Source organism: Kaistella jeonii, assembly GCF_000812865.1.
GTDB classification, from domain to species: Bacteria; Bacteroidota; Bacteroidia; order Flavobacteriales; family Weeksellaceae; genus Kaistella; species Kaistella jeonii.
Map to the genome: position 1 here is coordinate 155537 of NZ_JSYL01000005.1, position 16358 is coordinate 171894.

Sequence of the window (16358 nt, forward strand, 5' to 3'; positions counted from 1 at the left end):
TTTGAAGGTCTAAAAATAAGAATTTTAATTTGTAAATGTTTCTGTTCTGGAAAATGCAATTCGTTTTCTTCTTTACACTAATGATTTTAAGTTATGATTTGAGAATCGGTAATTTAATCATAAATCATTTTCCGACTGTTTTTACTTTTATTTTAAATATATTTGAGGTGTAAAAGGCGGATTTCTGGATAACCTAAAATTTTCACCTTTTTTAATTCTTAAAACTATGGAAAAAGTCCTGCCTCATTCCTTATTTACCGATCATGATATCTATCTTTTCCGCGAAGGAAAGCACTACAAATTATACGATAAATTCGGTTCTCATAATGCGGAAATCGATGGTGTAAAAGGCGTTTATTTTGCAGTTTGGGCACCTTTTGCAAAGAAGGTTTCCGTCATCGGTGATTTTAATGACTGGCATTCTGAAACGCACAATTTATTACCACGATGGGACAGTTCCGGTATTTGGGAAGGCTTTATTCCCAATTTAAAATGGGGCGATATTTACAAATACGGAATTCGAACCAATAAAGATATTCTCCTCGAAAAAGGTGATCCTTTTGCGCTGAGTTGGGAACAAAATGTTCAGGCGAGTTCTGTCATTTCAACAACCTGGTACGAGTGGAATGATGAAAACTGGATGGCTGAACGCTGGAAAAGTAATGCTCTCAATGCTCCGATTTCCGTTTACGAAATGCACCTCGGTTCCTGGATGCGCGGACTAGATGATCCGACAAGATTTTTCAATTATCGCGAAATTGCAGAACGGCTCGTTCCTTATTTGATGGAGATGAATTTTACCCACGTAGAATTTATGCCGGTCATGGAATATCCTTATGATCCAAGTTGGGGTTATCAGGTGACCGGATTTTTCGCGGCAACTTCCCGTTTCGGTTCGCCTCAGGATTTAATGTTTTTAATTAATGAGCTTCACAGGAATAATATTGGGGTCATTCTCGATTGGGTTCCTTCTCATTTTCCGGGCGATGCAAACGGTTTGCATTATTTTGATGGAACTTTTCTCTACGAACACGAAGATCCGCGAAAAGGTTTTCACCCCGACTGGAAATCCTATATTTTTAATTATGGAAGACCGGAAGTAAAATCTTTTTTAATTTCAAATGCCATGTTTTGGCTCGACCGTTACCATGCCGATGGATTGCGTGTTGATGCGGTAACTTCGATGCTGCATTTAGATTATTCGAGGAATGAAGGCGAATGGGAGCCCAATGTTGAAGGTGGAAATGTGAATTTGGAAGCAAAATTATTTTTGCAGGAATTCAACACTGCAGTTTACAAAGAGTTCCCCGATATTATGACGATTGCTGAAGAAAGTTCTGACTTTCCGATGCTCACAAGACCTGTTCACGACGGCGGAATAGGTTTCGGTATGAAATGGATGATGGGCTGGATGCACGATACCTTAAAATATTTTAAAGAAGATCCAACCGGCCGAAAATATTTGCATAATAAGATCACATTTGCATCGATGTACGTCTATAATGAAAATTATATGATGCCCCTTTCTCATGATGAAGTTGTGCATGGAAAATCGAGTTTAATTTATAAAATGCCGGGAGACGAATGGCAGAAATTCGCCAATCTTCGCGCTTTATACACTTATATGTTTACGCATCCGGGAGCAAAACTTCTTTTTATGGGCGATGAATTCGGCCAAACTAATGAATGGAATTTTAAGATTTCCCTCGATTGGCATTTGCTGAAATATCCTGTTCATAAAGGTTTGCAGGATTTTGTTAGAGATTTAAATATTCTCTACAGAACTGAAACTTCTCTTTACGAAAATCAGTTTAAACCGGAAGGATTTGAGTGGGTTGAAGCCAATGATTGTGATAATTCGATTTTTATTTATTTGAGGAAAGGTAAGGTCGAAGATGATGTTTTGATGATCGTTTTAAATTTAACGCTTCGAGTTTTCGACTACAAAATTGGCGTTGACGAAGGCACAAACTGGGAAGTTATTTTAAATTCAGATGACGAAAAATATGGTGGAAGTGGCGTAAAAGCAGTTATCGTAGATGAAGAAGATGATGAATGGATGTTCCGTCCCAATGCAATTATTTTAAATTTACCACCACTTTCTGGAGTCGTTTTGAAACAGAAAAAATCGATTAAAAGGAAGAAGAGTACCGTTTCGAAAACAGCTAAGAAAATGGACTCTACAGCGAAAAAATCGGTGGTTCCCAAAACAAAATCGCCAGAAGTTGTCAAAAGTAAAGCGTTAGATAAAAAAGGCGAAACTGAAGTGAAAACTGAAAGTAGTACGGCAAATAAATCTAAACCTGCGGTTAAAGTTTCCAGGATTAAAAAAGTGATCACTGAAGCTGCACCTGAATTAAAAAAGATTACTAAGAAAAAATAGAACGCTCGAATTATTTTAAATTCACTCATTTCTAATCGTGAATTTTGAAATTTAGAAAATTGAAATATGAAGATTTTTAACCTTTCCATGGAATGTTATCCTGTTGCAAAAGTCGGTGGACTCGCCGATGTAGTAGGAGCTTTGCCAAAATATCTGAATAAAATTGAAGGCGTTGAAGCCAGCGTAATCATGCCGTGGTACAATAAACCTTTTGTTCACGATCACAATTTCGAAATTGTTTTTGATGGATGGATTCACCAAAGTGTGCACACTTTTCAGGTTCAGGTGATGAAGGAAAGAAGTCAGTCTTTAGGTTTCGATTTATATTTGGTCAAGATCCCCGGACTTTTAGACCGCGATAATCCTTATGGTTATTGGGATGAAAGTCAACAGTTTTTAGCTTTTCAGCACGGCGTTTTGCACTGGCTTTCGGCGATGAAGATTCGACCGGATATTTTGCACTGTCACGATTATCACACCGGATTAATTCCGTTCATGATTGAAAATTGTCCCGAATTTAATTTTTTGAAAGGCGTAAAAACCATCGGCACCATTCACAACGGAGAATATCAAGGACAAATGCGATGGGATATGGCGAATTATATGCCGTGGTTTTATGGGGAACAATGGGGATTTCTCGATTGGAATGGCTACATCAATCCATTGGCGTCGATGATTAAATGTTGTCACGCCTTTAATGCAGTTTCTGACGGTTACATGCAGGAACTTTTTCAGAGTTTCCGCGGTTTGGAAAGTTTAGTTCGGCAAGAAGGTAGCAAAGCTTACGGAATTATCAATGGTATTGATACCGAAGTTTGGGATCCTGAAACAGATGCTTTCCTGGATTTTAATTTTAGTAAGAAAGATGCATTAGAAGGAAAATGGAAAAATAAAAAAGCCTTGTGTGAGGAATACGGTTTAAATCCCGATCTGCCTTTATTCAGTTTTATCGGAAGATTCGCCGGAGAAAAAGGCGCAGATTTTCTACCTGAAATTGTATGGAAAAGCATTCAGCAGACAGAAGGAAGACTGAATATTATGATTTTAGGTTCAGGTGAAAAAAAGATAGAAAATCAACTTCTGGAGTTAAATGGAACTTATTCCAATTTTGCGCTTGACCTCGGATACAAAGAATATCTCTCTCACAAAATTTATGCTTCTTCAGATTTTCTTTTAATGCCTTCCCGCGTAGAACCTTGCGGACTGAATCAAATGTATGCAATGCGTTACGGGACAATTCCCATTGTGCGGTACATTGGCGGCTTGCGTGATACAGTGGAAGATATTTCAACAGGAGGAAGTGGAATTAATTTTGGAAGCGCCACTGCAGAAGATGCTGTAAATGCGATGCACAGAGCGATGCATATTTATCACGACCATGATCTGATGAAGAATTTGGTGCGATCGAATATGAATTATGATTTTTCCTGGGATCACTCGGCGCAATTGTATCTAGAGCTTTATCGAAAATAAGTTACTCCTTTAAAATTCTTCTTGATAAATTTCATTTAACCCATTTATTGATCAAATTTAGATGTTAATACCTACGCTCAGTACTTTTTGGAGGGAAAAAAGATATCGTCAACTGACCGTCAGTACAATCGGTGTTCTAGTTTTAGGAATTATCGGATACCATTTTTTGGAAGGCTGGAGTTGGCTCGACTGCATTAATTACGCAGTTTCAATAATGGTAACTACGGGAAATGCCGAAGTTTATCCGAAATCTGACTGGGGAAAAATATTCAATGTTTTCTACATGGTTTTAAGTGTGTTTTTAATTTTATTCTTTATCAATACGCTTCAGCAACACTTCCATGAAAGCCGACAGTCAGGAAAGATAAAACGCAAAAGACACCAGAAAATTATTGAAAAAAAAATCACGACACAGTTAAGCGACGACGAATAATTTTGGATATTTTTCCTTCTAAAATTTAGAAATATTATTCAAAATAAATTTTCTCTCATCTAATAACCTCAGAAACTTATAAAACCGTAAGTTTGCAGGCTGAAAAAAAGAATGGAGAAGAAAAGTATTTTTAAAGGGGTTTTATACGTTGCGATGGGCGCAAGTATTTTTGGAATGTTGGCGACTTTCGTAAAATTATCTTACGGAGATGGCTATACAACTTCAGAAGTTACAACAGCGCAATTTGTTTTAGGTTTGTTGGGATTATTAATTTTAAATCTAATTCAGACCAAAACTTCAAAGAAAAATCTGGGAAAACCTACTGTAAAAGAGATCAGAATTTTAATGCTTGCAGGAACTTCTTTAGGTTGCACGAGTTTATTCTACTATCTGTGTGTGCAATATATCAATGTTTCTATCGCGATCGTATTATTGATGCAGTCCGTTTGGTTTAGTGTTGTTGTTGAAAGTTTTATTTCTAAAAAATTCCCCAATGCGAAGAAAGTCATTGCTACGATCATTGTTTTGGCCGGAACCTTTCTCGCTACAAATCTTATCAATTTAGATGTGAAATTAGATTGGCACGGCGTATTTTGGGGATTAATGGCGGCTGCTTCTTTTACGGCGACAATGTTTACTTCAAATACATTGGCGACGCATATTCCGGTGTTGAGAAAAAGTTTGATCATGCTTTCCGGCGGTGGTGTGATCGTTTTTATATTTCTCTTTTTTGCACAGATCGGTCCTTTGCATTTTGAGGTGTTGAAATCATTTTATTTGAATTTCACCGATAATACGCAACATATTAAGCCGTTCGAATTTTCGATTTTTTATACGTACGGATTTATTCTGGCCTTGTTCGGAACCATCATTCCACCAACTTTGTTCAACCTGGGTTTTCCGAAAACAGGTTTAGGATTAGGAAGTATTATTTCCTCATTAGAATTGCCGGTTTCAGTGACGATGGCTTTTATTTTATTGGGTGAGAAAGTAATTTTAATTCAGTGGGTAGGAATTGTTTTAATTCTTTTCGCCATTGTTTTAATGAATTTACCATCCAGAAAAAAGGAATTAATCCCTGAACTTGTTAGAGTGAAGAAGTAATTAAAGAAAGGTTTTTAATCTTCGGTAACAGCATCTCTTTCACCTTCTTCGTTTTTTCCTTCCTCGATCATTTCATTAGCTTCGGCTTTTTCTTCAGAATCTGCTTTTTCGATTTTTTCTTTTTGCCGGTCGTTCAGATGATCGATAAAAAACTCGCAGAAAACAGGTAGATGATCGGACCCAAATTTTTCTAAAGTTTTTAATTCTTTGATGAAAATATGTTCGCTGTGAAACATCAGATCAATAGGAAATCGTAGCAAACGGTACTTTGCGTGAAAAGTAGAAATAAAAGCTTTTCCCACGCGGGGATCGATTAAATGGCTGATTTTCCGGAATAGGACCGAAGATTTTGACCACGCAACATTATTAAAATCGCCCACAACAATTACCGGTTTTTTGATCTCCTTGATCCGTTTTGCAACGCTCAGTAAGTCGCCATCTCTTTCTTTCGAGGTTTTTTCTTCGGTCGGACTCGGTGGAGGTGGATGAATTCCAAAAAAAACAAATTCAAAACCATCTTCCGTCCGAAGATGCGCTTCAATACTCGGAATATCATCAGCAACAAAAAAATGAGTTTTAGCGTTTTCTAATCTGATCTTCGAATAGAAATGCATTCCGTACGTGTTTTCCAGGGCAACTTTATGATGATGCGGGTATTCATTTTCTAAAACCACAAGTGCTTTTTCCCAGTCTTTATTGCTTTCCATGGTGAGAAAAACATCAGGATCATTTTTTTTAATGAGGTCAACAAAACGGTGAAATTCGGTGTTGAATTGATAAATATTCGCTGAAATGATCTTTAAGGTGTTCGATGCACTTTGAGTAGAAGTTTCGATTCTTTTGACCGGATAATATCGCGTGTATTTAATAAGTGTAATGCTGTGATAGATGATGATCAACAGTAAAAGCGTTTGGGAATACCACCAGAAATTATTTTTGTAGAAAAGAAATCCTACTATAAAAGTAATGATCGCGAAATGATTGATCTGAATTTTACCAAAATCTGCCACCCGGAAAATCCAGTAAGAACTTGGCACTTTGGGCAATACGGTTAAAATCAAAAGAAGTACAACGAAGACAAGATAAATTTCCCACATATTTTTTTAATGTCGTATAAATTTATACTTTTTAGTAATACCGACAAAGTGTAAAATAGAAAGTAAAAGGTTCTGTGGAAAATAAAATGACGGTGGTAAATAGCAAATTTTAATTTTTTAAAGATTTATTGAAACAAGCTGATTATCTTTGCTCATGGTACTATTCTTGCAAACGCTACACGAAATAATTTAAACATGTTCTCCATTAAGAAAAAATTTCCTTTTTTAAATCTCTTTTTTGCTTTAGTCACGGTTTCAGTTTTTATCCATTGTAAAAAAGATGATGTGGTAACAGAAAAAACTTTGCCTCAAAATAATTCGACTGCACAATCTGAAAAAGATTCCTTAAAGAAAGTTGAAGCTGAAAAACCTGCAATTAAATACACCGCTTTTATTTTTCCGAAAAAGAAGAAAGATTCTGCGATGGCAGCTTTTAATAAACAATTTTCGAAAGATGAACAGTATACGATTCTGGCTTTAAACCGTTTAGATCTAAAGAATAAATGGCGTGCCGATACGCTTGCTGTTCCCGATAAAATAGATTCTACGTTGATGGCTTATTCACCCTTTCCCAATAATTTAGAGATATTAAAGGACGTTCATAAAATTGTTTTATTTTCTTATCCAATTCAGGCGTACGCGCTTTATGCGAATGGAAATTTGGTAAAATGGGGCCCAACAAGTATGGGTGCTAAAAAAGCACAGACCGAACGTGGATTAACATTTGCGAACTGGAAAAAAGAACTGTCAATTTCGTCTGTATCAAGCGAATGGAAACTGCCTTACAATTTTAATATCCATAATAGATTGGGAATCGGTTGGCATCAATATGATCTGCCGGGTTATCCTGCGTCGCATTCCTGCTTGAGATTATTGATGAACGATGCAAAATTTCTTTACAACTGGACCGATCAATGGACTTTGAATAAAGGCGGCGCAACCGTTAAAGCCAACGGAACACCGGTCATCGTTTTTGGTGATTACAAATGGGGTGGAAAAAAGCCCTGGAAAAATTTAATTCAAGATGCAAAATCTAACGATATTTCCGTGAAAGAATTGAATGACCTGATCCAACCAGATCTTGCTAAAATTCTTCAGGAACAGAAGAAAACTGATGAAGTTCATTCTCAACTGACGGTGAATACTACTGAACAAAAACCTGCAGCTTAAACATTTTCAAAACTTCGGATCGATTCTTCGGCAAATTCCCGCAATTTTTGCATTTCTTTTCGCGCTTTTATTTGTCCGAATCTTGCGGCAATATAAGTTGCGATCAGTAAAAAAAGCATGATAAAAGAAGCCGAAGGTGCCCAGGGAAAATCGTTGCTTTTAATTTGTTTTTCTACATACCAAAGCGTGATAAAAACCATCCACACAATTGAAAGAATAAAATACAGGAACATAAAAAAAGTCCATACGGCGCTGGTTGGGCCAAAAACTCCACGAATTACGGTTTTATTTTCTTCTTCGTCAGTTTCTGTTCTTAATGCCAAACATGGTTTCCAGAATTGGTCATGATCGCTTTTCACACTGATGATCGCCGCTTCATTATTCACATTTCCGGTATATTCAGCGGAATGCTCGCTCAAAAATTTCTGCAGTAAAACCGTATAATTTTCCCGGCTTATTTCGGTAAAAATTTTGAATCTCGGTCGGGAACGAATGCTGTCTAAAACGGTTTCTTCAATTTGCATCTTGGTAAGGAATTGGGTCGATTAATTTTATTTCGAAAGTCATTTTTTGATTTTTTCGCTCTATTTCAAAGGTGATTCTTGTACCATCTTCATCTTTCAGCAGATTATTGATTTTCTGTAAAGTGTAATCACCCACTTTCTTTTTATTAATACTGATGATTTTATCATCTTTCCTTATTCCCGCCGTGTAACAAGGAGAATTGATGCGACAACCGGCGACTGAATACAGTGGTTTTAAAACAAAATTGTACTTAAAAGTATCTTTGGATTCGTAAGCAAGTACGCTGTTATCGTTTTTGCTGCGTTTTGCAGTTTCTATGGTGACCAGATCTTTTTCCCACGTCATTCCGTCATGTTGAATATCCAGACCGCTCTTGTTGAATAAAAAAGGATCATCGAAATTTTTATTTTTACGCAAATAAATTTTCTGGTTCGGATAGTCGAAGATCACTGAAAATCTACGCAAAATATCGCTTCCGATGGAACCTTTTCTGCCGGGAACGATTCTTACATTTTGTATCGAATATTCATCAGGCATTGCAGTTAAAGGTTTTTCAAAAACAAAATCACCAATATAAAAGCGATGAATTCGGCTTCTTTTTCCAAAGATATCGCCATTAAATCCCTGTCCTAAATAATCTTCAATATTCGGTCGATTATAAACAAAATCATCGATCAGCTTCGGGAAAAGCCAGATTGCATCGCTATTACCAAGATCGAGGAGCATTTTTGAATCGATATTAGAATGAGTCATTTCTACACCCGCCATTAAATAAGGTTTATTTCCTTCAATAGAAATCGGAAATTCAGTATATCTCTTTTTGCTTTTCTGAAGAAGTTGATCATCGTTGAATACGGTTATTTTTTTGGAGACAAAATCAATTTGTACAGGGTGATCTTTAAAAAACTGATATCCGATAATGCCATTTACGGGAATCCCAACATGGGAAGAAAAGTTAATGCTTTCGTCTAAAATAATAAAAACGGTATGTTTTAAATCCTGAAAATCCTTTCCAATTTTGACCACATTATTATCTGATCGCAAACCTTCGATATTTTTACTTTCACCCAGACCCGAAAATTTAATTTTTTCGATATCATTAAAGTTGATTTGTTTATCCTCTAAGCTAAAGAGAATCGTCTCATTGACGCCGGAATCAAGTAAAAAAGTAAGGTCAACTCCATTTATATTCAGTGGTACAAAAATAAGATTGTTGATCAATTGAAAAGGGATCACTGTTTTCTTGTGATGCGTGATTTTGAATTCATTTTGACCCCAGGAAAAACTAAAAAAAAGAAGAAATATTATTTTTACAAATTTCATGTATTGAAGATACAAACTTTTGAAACATCGCAACGCTAAAAAGTGATTGACATTTTGTATTAATCTTTTCGATTATAAAAGCTTTGAAATTTTAAATTACCTAAATTTGTTAGATGCGATACGAAGAAAAAATAGAAAAATTCCGCCAACTGGTGGAGAATAAATTCCAGATATATAATTCTCTTTTCATGAGTTTGCCTTATGATAAAATGAGCAATATCGGCATGTTGCTGCCTTTTTTGTATGAAGAAAGTAGAGTAGGTTACGAGAAAGGTAAAAATCCTGAAGAAATTATGGATGAGTTTTTCACCAAACATACGGAGCTGGAAACTGAGGAACAAAAAACGGAACTGCTCTTTAAGATCATACAATATATCGAGCGACAAGTTGTGTTGTTTGACAGTATTGAAGATGCGGCTTTCGCAGAATTGCATTCAGAAAGTGATGCCGGAACTTTGATGCAGCTTCATGAACGCGCTTCTCAGGAACATCAGCTGGAAGCGACGCGTCAAAAGATGAAAGATTTTGGGATTAAAGTCGTTTTCACGGCGCATCCGACGCAATTTTATCAGAATTCTGTACAAAGAATTCTTCACGATCTGCGGACTGCGATCATGAAATATTCGGTCACAGAAATCGATATGCTGTTGCAGCAGTTGGGCAAAACTCCTTTCGTCAACAAAGAAAAACCGACGCCATTAGATGAAGCGATGAGCATTATTTTTTATCTACGTTACGTGTATTACGATACGATCGGTGAACTGTACAAAAAAGTGAAAAATTCTTTTGGGACCGATTCTTTTGTGCCGAATCAGGATATGATCCAGCTCGGTTTCTGGCCGGGAGGAGATCGCGACGGAAACCCCTTTGTCACCGCAGAAATTACCCTTAAAGTGGCGGAAGAACTTCGTCTTTCAATTCTGAAATCGTATTACGAACATTTGAAAGATTTACGAAGACGATTAAGTTTTAGAGGAGTTTCAGAGATTTTAGAAACGCTGAGTCATGAATTATATGATGCCATTTTTAAAGATGATCAAAGCATTACTTCCGACCAAATTTTAAAACACATCAACGCAGCAGAAAAAGTGATTACGGAACAGCATAACGGACTTTTTCTCAATCTTTTGCAGGATTTCAAAGATCGGATCAAAATTTTTGGAACCCATTTCGCTACTTTAGATATTCGGCAGGACAGCCGCGTTCATCAGGAAGTCATCGATGATATTATGACTAAAAAATCCGGTTTAAACAGTGAAAGTATTTCAACTGAAGAAAAATTAAAATGGCTGCTCGAAACTGATATTATTCTCGATCCGGAAGATTTTGATGGCATTACCAAAGACACTTTAGAGAACATTTATAACATAAAATACATTCAGAAAAGGAATGGTGAACAGGGAATGAGCCGCTATATTATTTCTAACTCTGATCATATTAAAGATGTTTTGAATGTTTTTGCGCTCTTCAAATTATGCGGTTATCAAGAAGAAGATATTAACATGGATATTGTTCCGCTTTTTGAAACAATGGAAGGTTTAGATGCCGGTGAAAAAGTAATGCGACAACTGTATGAACTTCCAGTTTATAGAAAGCATTTGGATAGACGCGGAAATGCGCAAACCATTATGCTCGGGTTTTCTGATGGTACTAAAGATGGCGGTTATTTAAAAGCCAACTGGGAAATTTATGAAACCAAAGAACAGCTCACGAAAGTTTCAGAAGATCACGATATTAAAGTTATTTTCTTTGACGGAAGAGGCGGCCCTCCTGCACGAGGTGGCGGAAAAACACACGATTTCTATGCTTCACAGGGAAAAACGATTGCAAATAATAAAATTGAAATCACGATTCAAGGTCAAACGATAACAAGTGTTTTTGGAAATAAAGATCAGGCGAAATATAATTTTGAACAATTGTTGACTGCCGGAATTGAAAATGATGTTTTCAAAAATTCAAAAAAAGATTTAAGCAAAAAAGAGCGGCAACTCATTGAAGAATTGGCGGAAATAAGTTTTAAAAAATATTCTGATCTCAAAGCGCATCCGATGTTTGTGCCGTATCTTCAGGAAATGAGTACGCTCGAATATTACGGAAAAACCAATATCGGAAGTCGGCCTACGAAAAGAGGCGCCGGAAATGCGATTAAATTTGAAGATCTGCGCGCAATTCCTTTCGTTGGTTCCTGGAGTCAGCTGAAACAAAATGTTCCGGGCTTTTTCGGTTTTGGATTTGCGTTGAATACTTTGAAAAAAGAAGGTCGTTTCAATGAAGTGATCGATTTGTACAAAGGCTCAGATTTCTTTAAAACATTGGTGTTGAATTCGATGATGAGCATGAATAAATCCTATTTTCCACTCACCTATTACATGAAAAACAATCCGAAGTTCGGCGAATTCTGGACGGTTATTTTTGAGGAATATAAACTTTCAAAATCGATGACTTTAGAATTGACCAGTTTTAAAATGTTGATGGAAGAAGAACCACTCTCAAGAAAATCGGTACAGATTCGGGAAAAAATTGTATTGCCCTTATTAAGTATTCAGCAATATGCTTTAATAAAAATTCAGAAAAAAGAAGGCAATAAAGAAGCGTATGAAAAATTGGTCATGCGTTCCCTTTTTGGAAATATTAATGCGAGTCGGAATTCAGCTTAAAAATTTTTTTTGGAAATTTAAATTCTGTAATTAAAAAAAACGCTTCTAAAAAGAAGCGTTTTTGATTTTTAAAGGATTGAATTATTTCGTTTAAATCATTAAGTTAATGAAGATATGAAAAAGGATCAAGAAAAATCTAAAGATTTTATAAGCGTGATTCTTAAATTTTATTTCACATTTTTAAACTTCTTAATTTCTTTTTAATCTTTAAAGTTTATTGTTTAATAATTTTCTCGATGTATTCGTTTTTCTCGGTTTTTACTTTCACGAAATAAACGCCTTTTTCAAGACTTTCAATATTATTTGTTTTCTCTTTTGTCAATGTTTTTATTTTTCTTCCTAAAACATCATACAATTCCACAGAGTTGATTTTTTCTGAAGTCGTAATGGTAAAATTCGATTTTACAGGATTCGGGTAAATTGAAATTGAGGATTTTGTTGCGTTTTCATTTGTTGCTAACGTCACATTTAAAACTTTTCCAAAATTTAAAATTCCGTAACCCATTGGATCAGTGTAGTTGGGGAAAAGAGAGGCATTCTGACGAAGCAAATTTCTTACTTCCGGTAATGATTTAGTGGGAATTGCCTGAAGCAAACAAGCGACTCCGCCTGCAGCAAGTGGCGTTGCAAAAGAAGTTCCACTGCCTGAAGTTACGCCATTATTGTAACCCATATAAGTAGAAGTTCCTCTTGCACTTGCATCAGGTTTTATAACGCCTACATAATTGGGTCCGAAAGAGGAAAAAGAAGAGCTCGCACCCGTTGAAGTTACTGCTCCTACCGTGAAAACTTTTTCGTTATCAGACGGAGTTATAATGTAATGCCATGGTTTTTGGGCTTCATTTCCGGCAGCTGCCAAAACAAAAATTCCTTTTTCAGTCGCGATTTGAGCAGATCTTGCAATGAACGAGGTTGTTCCCGTCATGTCCGAATAAAGCAAGCTGTATCTTGGATCATCGAAATCATAGTATCCTAGTGAAGTTGAGATCACATCAACTCCTTTTCTGTCGGCTTCCTCCGCAGCTTCTGTCCAGTAAATTTGTTCTTCGGGAATTTCATTTACGGCATCTTCACTTGCATATAAATAAAAATCTGCATCCGGAGCGGTACCAACGAAACTGTTTGCAACATATCCTGCAATCGTTCCTAAACAGTAAGAACCGTGATTATTAAGCGTGGTATTATAGATGTCTGCACTTTTGTTTACGAAATTATAACCACCCTTGATCTGTCCGTTATTTCGGATTCGTGCATAAGCTGAACCTGTATTTACGGTCGGGAAACCAGTGTCTATTACGGCTATAGTCATTCCTGCTCCGGTAAAACCTGCGATATGAAGTGGTCGTAAATTCACCTGGTTAATTTGTGCTAAACCTTGTCCGTAATTAAAATCGGTTTTTCCAGCGTTGTTGTTGAAGTCTTCGAATTTGTTTACTTTTTTAATGTCATTTGTCCCACGATTTCTGTGCTTAATGAAGCTTTCTACAGAATCAACATAATTTTGCGCTTTGATCTGAATAATTTGCTCGGCAGTTGCATTTACCGCAACACCATTCATCCATTTGGAATAATCGGTTACTGTGAAACCAAGATTTCTGATATTCTGAATATAAGAAGGTTCGATGGGAGCATCCTGATCATTAAGCGCAATTCCCAGTCTGGTTCGCCGATCCAGAGATTTCTGGGTAAGTTCTGTTGTAGGATTTGCGTAAAAAGCAGCTTTGTTTGGTTTGTCTTTGAAAATCACAAAAACAAGTTCTGTTTGGGCACTTACAAAACTAAAAAGTACAAGAATGAAAACGGATAAAATTTTCTTCATTTTTAAATTATTAGATTGAAACAAAAGTAAAAAAAATGCTGAATATTTTCAGCATTTTTCCTAGAATTATTTTAATAGTCTTATTTAATATAGGTTTTGTTTCCGTTTTTATTAATATAGTATTTTCCACCTTTTGGACCTACAAGAACTTGATGTCCATTATAATCTCCGCCGTTTGAAGGATGGTAAGCCTGTTTTACTGTATTGTGTGCAAGAGCTGTTTTTGCGGGCGTCACAGCTTGAGTATATTTCGTTGCTGGTTGCACGGAAGATGTTGTTGTTTGAACTATACTGGTAGTTGGAGCTACCGCATTGACCGCTGTTTTTCTGGTATACGTTCTTTTTGGTTTAATGATGCTGTTATTAGTTGTCGTTGAAATTGTCGGCGTCACTGCAAGATCTGTTTTTCTAGTATACTTTCTTTTTGGTTTCACTTCATTAGTTACTGACGTAACGGGACCATTTGCAGTAACCACTGTTTCGGGTGAATCATCACTTTTTTTGGTGTGCTTCCTTTTTGTTTTGGTTGTTGGTGCACTTGTATCAACTCTTTGAGCAAAGAATTCTGATGTTCCAAAAGCTGTTATTAAGAATAATATCAAGAATAATTTAGTCGTTTTCATAATTTTATTTATTAAATTAATTGCTGAGAATTTATCTAAAATTATTCCATAAGTAATTGTAAATCAAAAAATAACAGATTTTGTGATAGATTAAAAAAACATTAAAGGGAATTAATTTTTTAAAAAACTTAATTTTAGTAAATTTGAACAAATATTTTTTTTATGAAATCGCCATTAATAGTTTCTGTAAAGAAACACTAATGAAGATAGGCGATTGAATATGACCAATAAAATCCAATAAAATTTTCATATGAAAAAAATTCAGATGGTTGACCTGCAAAGTCAATACTACAAGATAAAAGCTGATGTAGATAATGCAGTTTTAAACGTGATGGATTCTGCTGCCTTTATTAATGGTCCTGAAGTGAAATCTTTTCAGGCAGAATTGGAGCAGTATTTAGATGTAAAACACGTAATTCCCTGTGCAAATGGAACCGACGCTTTGCAAATTGCTTTAATGGCGCTCGATTTAAAAGAAGGCGATGAGGTGATCACGGCAGATTTTACTTTTGCAGCTACAGTAGAAGTGGTTCATTTATTAAAATTAAAATCAGTTTTAGTTGATGTAGATTATGATACATTTACCATCGATATCGATAAATTGAAAGCAGCAATTACGCCGAAAACAAAAGCGATTATTCCAGTTCATATTTTTGGGCAGTGTGCGAATATGGAAGAGATTTTGAAAATAGCAAAAGAGCACAATCTTTTTGTTATTGAAGACGACGCACAGGCAATCGGCTCCGATATTATCTTCACAGATGGAACGATGAAAAAATCTGGAACGATGGGAATTCTTGGAACAACTTCTTTCTTTCCTTCTAAAAATTTAGGTTGTTACGGTGACGGTGGCGCAATTTTCACCAATGATGATGAACTCGCACACAAAATTAGAGGTATCGTAAATCACGGAATGTACGAAAGATATTACCACGATGAGGTTGGAGTAAACTCGCGTTTAGACAGTATTCAGGCGACAGTTTTAAGAAAGAAACTTCCACTTTTAGATGGTTATAATGACGCAAGAAGAAAAGCTGCAGATTATTATGACGAAGCTTTAGCCGGAAATCCTAATATTTTGACACCGAAAAGAGCTGAGTATTCAACGCACGTTTTTCATCAATATACTTTGAGAATTTTGAATGGAAAAAGAAATGAACTTCAGAAGTTTTTGACCGAAAAAGAAGTTCCTGCAATGATTTATTATCCTGTGGCTTTAAGAAAACAGAAAGCTTATTTTCAGGAAAGCAATGATGCAGATTTTGTAAATACCGACAAATTGTTGGAGCAAGTTATTTCTTTGCCGATGCACACAGAATTGGATGAAGAGCAATTGAAATATATTACAGACTCGGTTTTGGAGTTTATGAATAAATAATTTGCTACTACTTTGTCAAAGTTAAAATCTTCGACAAGTTATTAAGTATAAGAAAAAAAATGCAATTGTTTAAATTTAAATTCGTTTATTATTTGGCGATTGTGTTTTCTTTTTTGACGTCTTGCCTTTTTGGATATATTGTAGTTTCAAAAATTAATACTGTTACTGAAATTGGTCTTTTTAAAGATGATTTGATTTATTTTCCTTTGAATTTTATTTCATTTCTGTCTTTTATAGTTTCATTTTTTCTGTTGATGAAATTCAAATCATTTGCAATAAAAGCTTTAAATATTGGAATAGTCTCATTTTGTATTTTAATAATTTTAGCAACTTATAAATCATTTATATTCAACGAAATTCAGTTTAAATTTTT

Annotated in this window: 12 protein-coding genes; 7 read left to right on the forward strand and 5 right to left on the reverse strand. The window is 35.6% G+C overall.

Going from position 1 to position 16358, the window contains the following annotated elements; all coding sequences use genetic code 11:
* The first annotated feature begins 226 nt into the window (after positions 1 to 226).
* The 4 genes from glgB to OA86_RS09460 all read left to right on the forward strand — a co-directional run bounded on the left by glgB (position 227) and on the right by OA86_RS09460 (position 5393).
* Positions 227 to 2383, forward strand: coding sequence for a 1,4-alpha-glucan branching protein GlgB (gene glgB / locus OA86_RS09445; RefSeq protein ID WP_246008054.1), 2157 nt, complete (start codon positions 227 to 229; stop codon positions 2381 to 2383).
* Positions 2384 to 2449: 66 nt separating this feature from the next.
* Complete coding sequence (locus tag OA86_RS09450; protein WP_039352129.1) at positions 2450 to 3856, forward strand: glycogen synthase; 1407 nt, start codon at positions 2450 to 2452, stop codon at positions 3854 to 3856.
* Positions 3857 to 3917: 61 nt separating this feature from the next.
* Positions 3918 to 4289, forward strand: coding sequence for a potassium channel family protein (locus OA86_RS09455; RefSeq protein ID WP_039352133.1), 372 nt, complete (start codon positions 3918 to 3920; stop codon positions 4287 to 4289).
* 111 nt (positions 4290 to 4400) lie between these two features.
* Complete coding sequence (locus OA86_RS09460; protein WP_039352137.1) at positions 4401 to 5393, forward strand: EamA family transporter; 993 nt, start codon at positions 4401 to 4403, stop codon at positions 5391 to 5393.
* A 14-nt stretch (positions 5394 to 5407) separates the two neighbouring features.
* On the opposite strand, the gene OA86_RS09465 is transcribed toward OA86_RS09460, so the two are convergent.
* Positions 5408 to 6490: an endonuclease/exonuclease/phosphatase family protein gene (locus OA86_RS09465; RefSeq protein ID WP_039352140.1), complete on the reverse strand. Its 1083-nt coding sequence runs from the start codon at positions 6488 to 6490 to the stop codon at positions 5408 to 5410.
* A 195-nt stretch (positions 6491 to 6685) separates the two neighbouring features.
* Between OA86_RS09465 and OA86_RS09470 the strand changes: the two genes are divergently transcribed.
* Positions 6686 to 7660, forward strand: coding sequence for a L,D-transpeptidase (locus OA86_RS09470; RefSeq protein WP_052257470.1), 975 nt, complete (start codon positions 6686 to 6688; stop codon positions 7658 to 7660).
* Here the strand turns inward: OA86_RS09470 and OA86_RS09475 are convergent.
* Both OA86_RS09475 and OA86_RS09480 read right to left on the reverse strand, forming a co-directional pair.
* Positions 7657 to 8184, reverse strand: a complete 528-nt coding sequence (locus OA86_RS09475) for a hypothetical protein (protein WP_039352143.1) — start codon at positions 8182 to 8184, stop codon at positions 7657 to 7659. The two genes, OA86_RS09470 and OA86_RS09475, sit on opposite strands and share 4 nt — an antisense overlap.
* Positions 8174 to 9508: a PDZ domain-containing protein gene (locus OA86_RS09480; RefSeq protein WP_039352146.1), complete on the reverse strand. Its 1335-nt coding sequence runs from the start codon at positions 9506 to 9508 to the stop codon at positions 8174 to 8176. Before OA86_RS09480 ends, OA86_RS09475 begins: the two co-directional genes overlap by 11 nt.
* Before the next feature lie 113 nt (positions 9509 to 9621).
* Here OA86_RS09480 and OA86_RS09485 point away from each other — a divergent pair, with 113 nt between their 5' ends.
* Positions 9622 to 12165, forward strand: coding sequence for a phosphoenolpyruvate carboxylase (locus tag OA86_RS09485; RefSeq protein ID WP_039352149.1), 2544 nt, complete (start codon positions 9622 to 9624; stop codon positions 12163 to 12165).
* Between the two features lie 214 nt (positions 12166 to 12379).
* Here OA86_RS09485 and OA86_RS09490 read toward each other — a convergent pair whose 3' ends face one another.
* A complete protein-coding gene (locus OA86_RS09490) occupies positions 12380 to 13984 on the reverse strand; it encodes a S8/S53 family peptidase (RefSeq protein WP_039352152.1) in 1605 nt (534 codons plus the stop codon).
* 80 nt (positions 13985 to 14064) lie between these two features.
* Entirely contained in the window at positions 14065 to 14607 is a 543-nt protein-coding gene (locus OA86_RS09495; protein WP_039352155.1) for a hypothetical protein, read from the reverse strand.
* A gap of 250 nt (positions 14608 to 14857) precedes the next feature.
* On the opposite strand from OA86_RS09495, the gene OA86_RS09500 reads away from it, so the two are divergent.
* Positions 14858 to 15985 carry a DegT/DnrJ/EryC1/StrS family aminotransferase gene (locus tag OA86_RS09500; RefSeq protein ID WP_039352158.1) on the forward strand — a complete coding sequence of 376 codons (1128 nt, stop codon included), beginning with the start codon at positions 14858 to 14860 and terminating at the stop codon, positions 15983 to 15985.
* Positions 15986 to 16358 lie beyond the last annotated feature (373 nt).

What these genes read in the sequence shown, in the direction of transcription:
- glgB (WP_246008054.1), top strand. Translation starts at nt 227, where the DNA reads ATGGAAAAAGTCCTGCCTCATTCCTTATTTACCGATCATGATATCTAT.
- OA86_RS09450 (WP_039352129.1), top strand. Translation starts at nt 2,450, where the DNA reads ATGAAGATTTTTAACCTTTCCATGGAATGTTATCCTGTTGCAAAAGTC.
- OA86_RS09455 (WP_039352133.1), top strand. Translation starts at nt 3,918, where the DNA reads ATGTTAATACCTACGCTCAGTACTTTTTGGAGGGAAAAAAGATATCGT.
- OA86_RS09460 (WP_039352137.1), top strand. Translation starts at nt 4,401, where the DNA reads ATGGAGAAGAAAAGTATTTTTAAAGGGGTTTTATACGTTGCGATGGGC.
- OA86_RS09465 (WP_039352140.1), bottom strand. Translation starts at nt 6,490, where the DNA reads ATGTGGGAAATTTATCTTGTCTTCGTTGTACTTCTTTTGATTTTAACC.
- OA86_RS09470 (WP_052257470.1), top strand. Translation starts at nt 6,686, where the DNA reads ATGTTCTCCATTAAGAAAAAATTTCCTTTTTTAAATCTCTTTTTTGCT.
- OA86_RS09475 (WP_039352143.1), bottom strand. Translation starts at nt 8,184, where the DNA reads ATGCAAATTGAAGAAACCGTTTTAGACAGCATTCGTTCCCGACCGAGA.
- OA86_RS09480 (WP_039352146.1), bottom strand. Translation starts at nt 9,508, where the DNA reads ATGAAATTTGTAAAAATAATATTTCTTCTTTTTTTTAGTTTTTCCTGG.
- OA86_RS09485 (WP_039352149.1), top strand. Translation starts at nt 9,622, where the DNA reads ATGCGATACGAAGAAAAAATAGAAAAATTCCGCCAACTGGTGGAGAAT.
- OA86_RS09490 (WP_039352152.1), bottom strand. Translation starts at nt 13,984, where the DNA reads ATGAAGAAAATTTTATCCGTTTTCATTCTTGTACTTTTTAGTTTTGTA.
- OA86_RS09495 (WP_039352155.1), bottom strand. Translation starts at nt 14,607, where the DNA reads ATGAAAACGACTAAATTATTCTTGATATTATTCTTAATAACAGCTTTT.
- OA86_RS09500 (WP_039352158.1), top strand. Translation starts at nt 14,858, where the DNA reads ATGAAAAAAATTCAGATGGTTGACCTGCAAAGTCAATACTACAAGATA.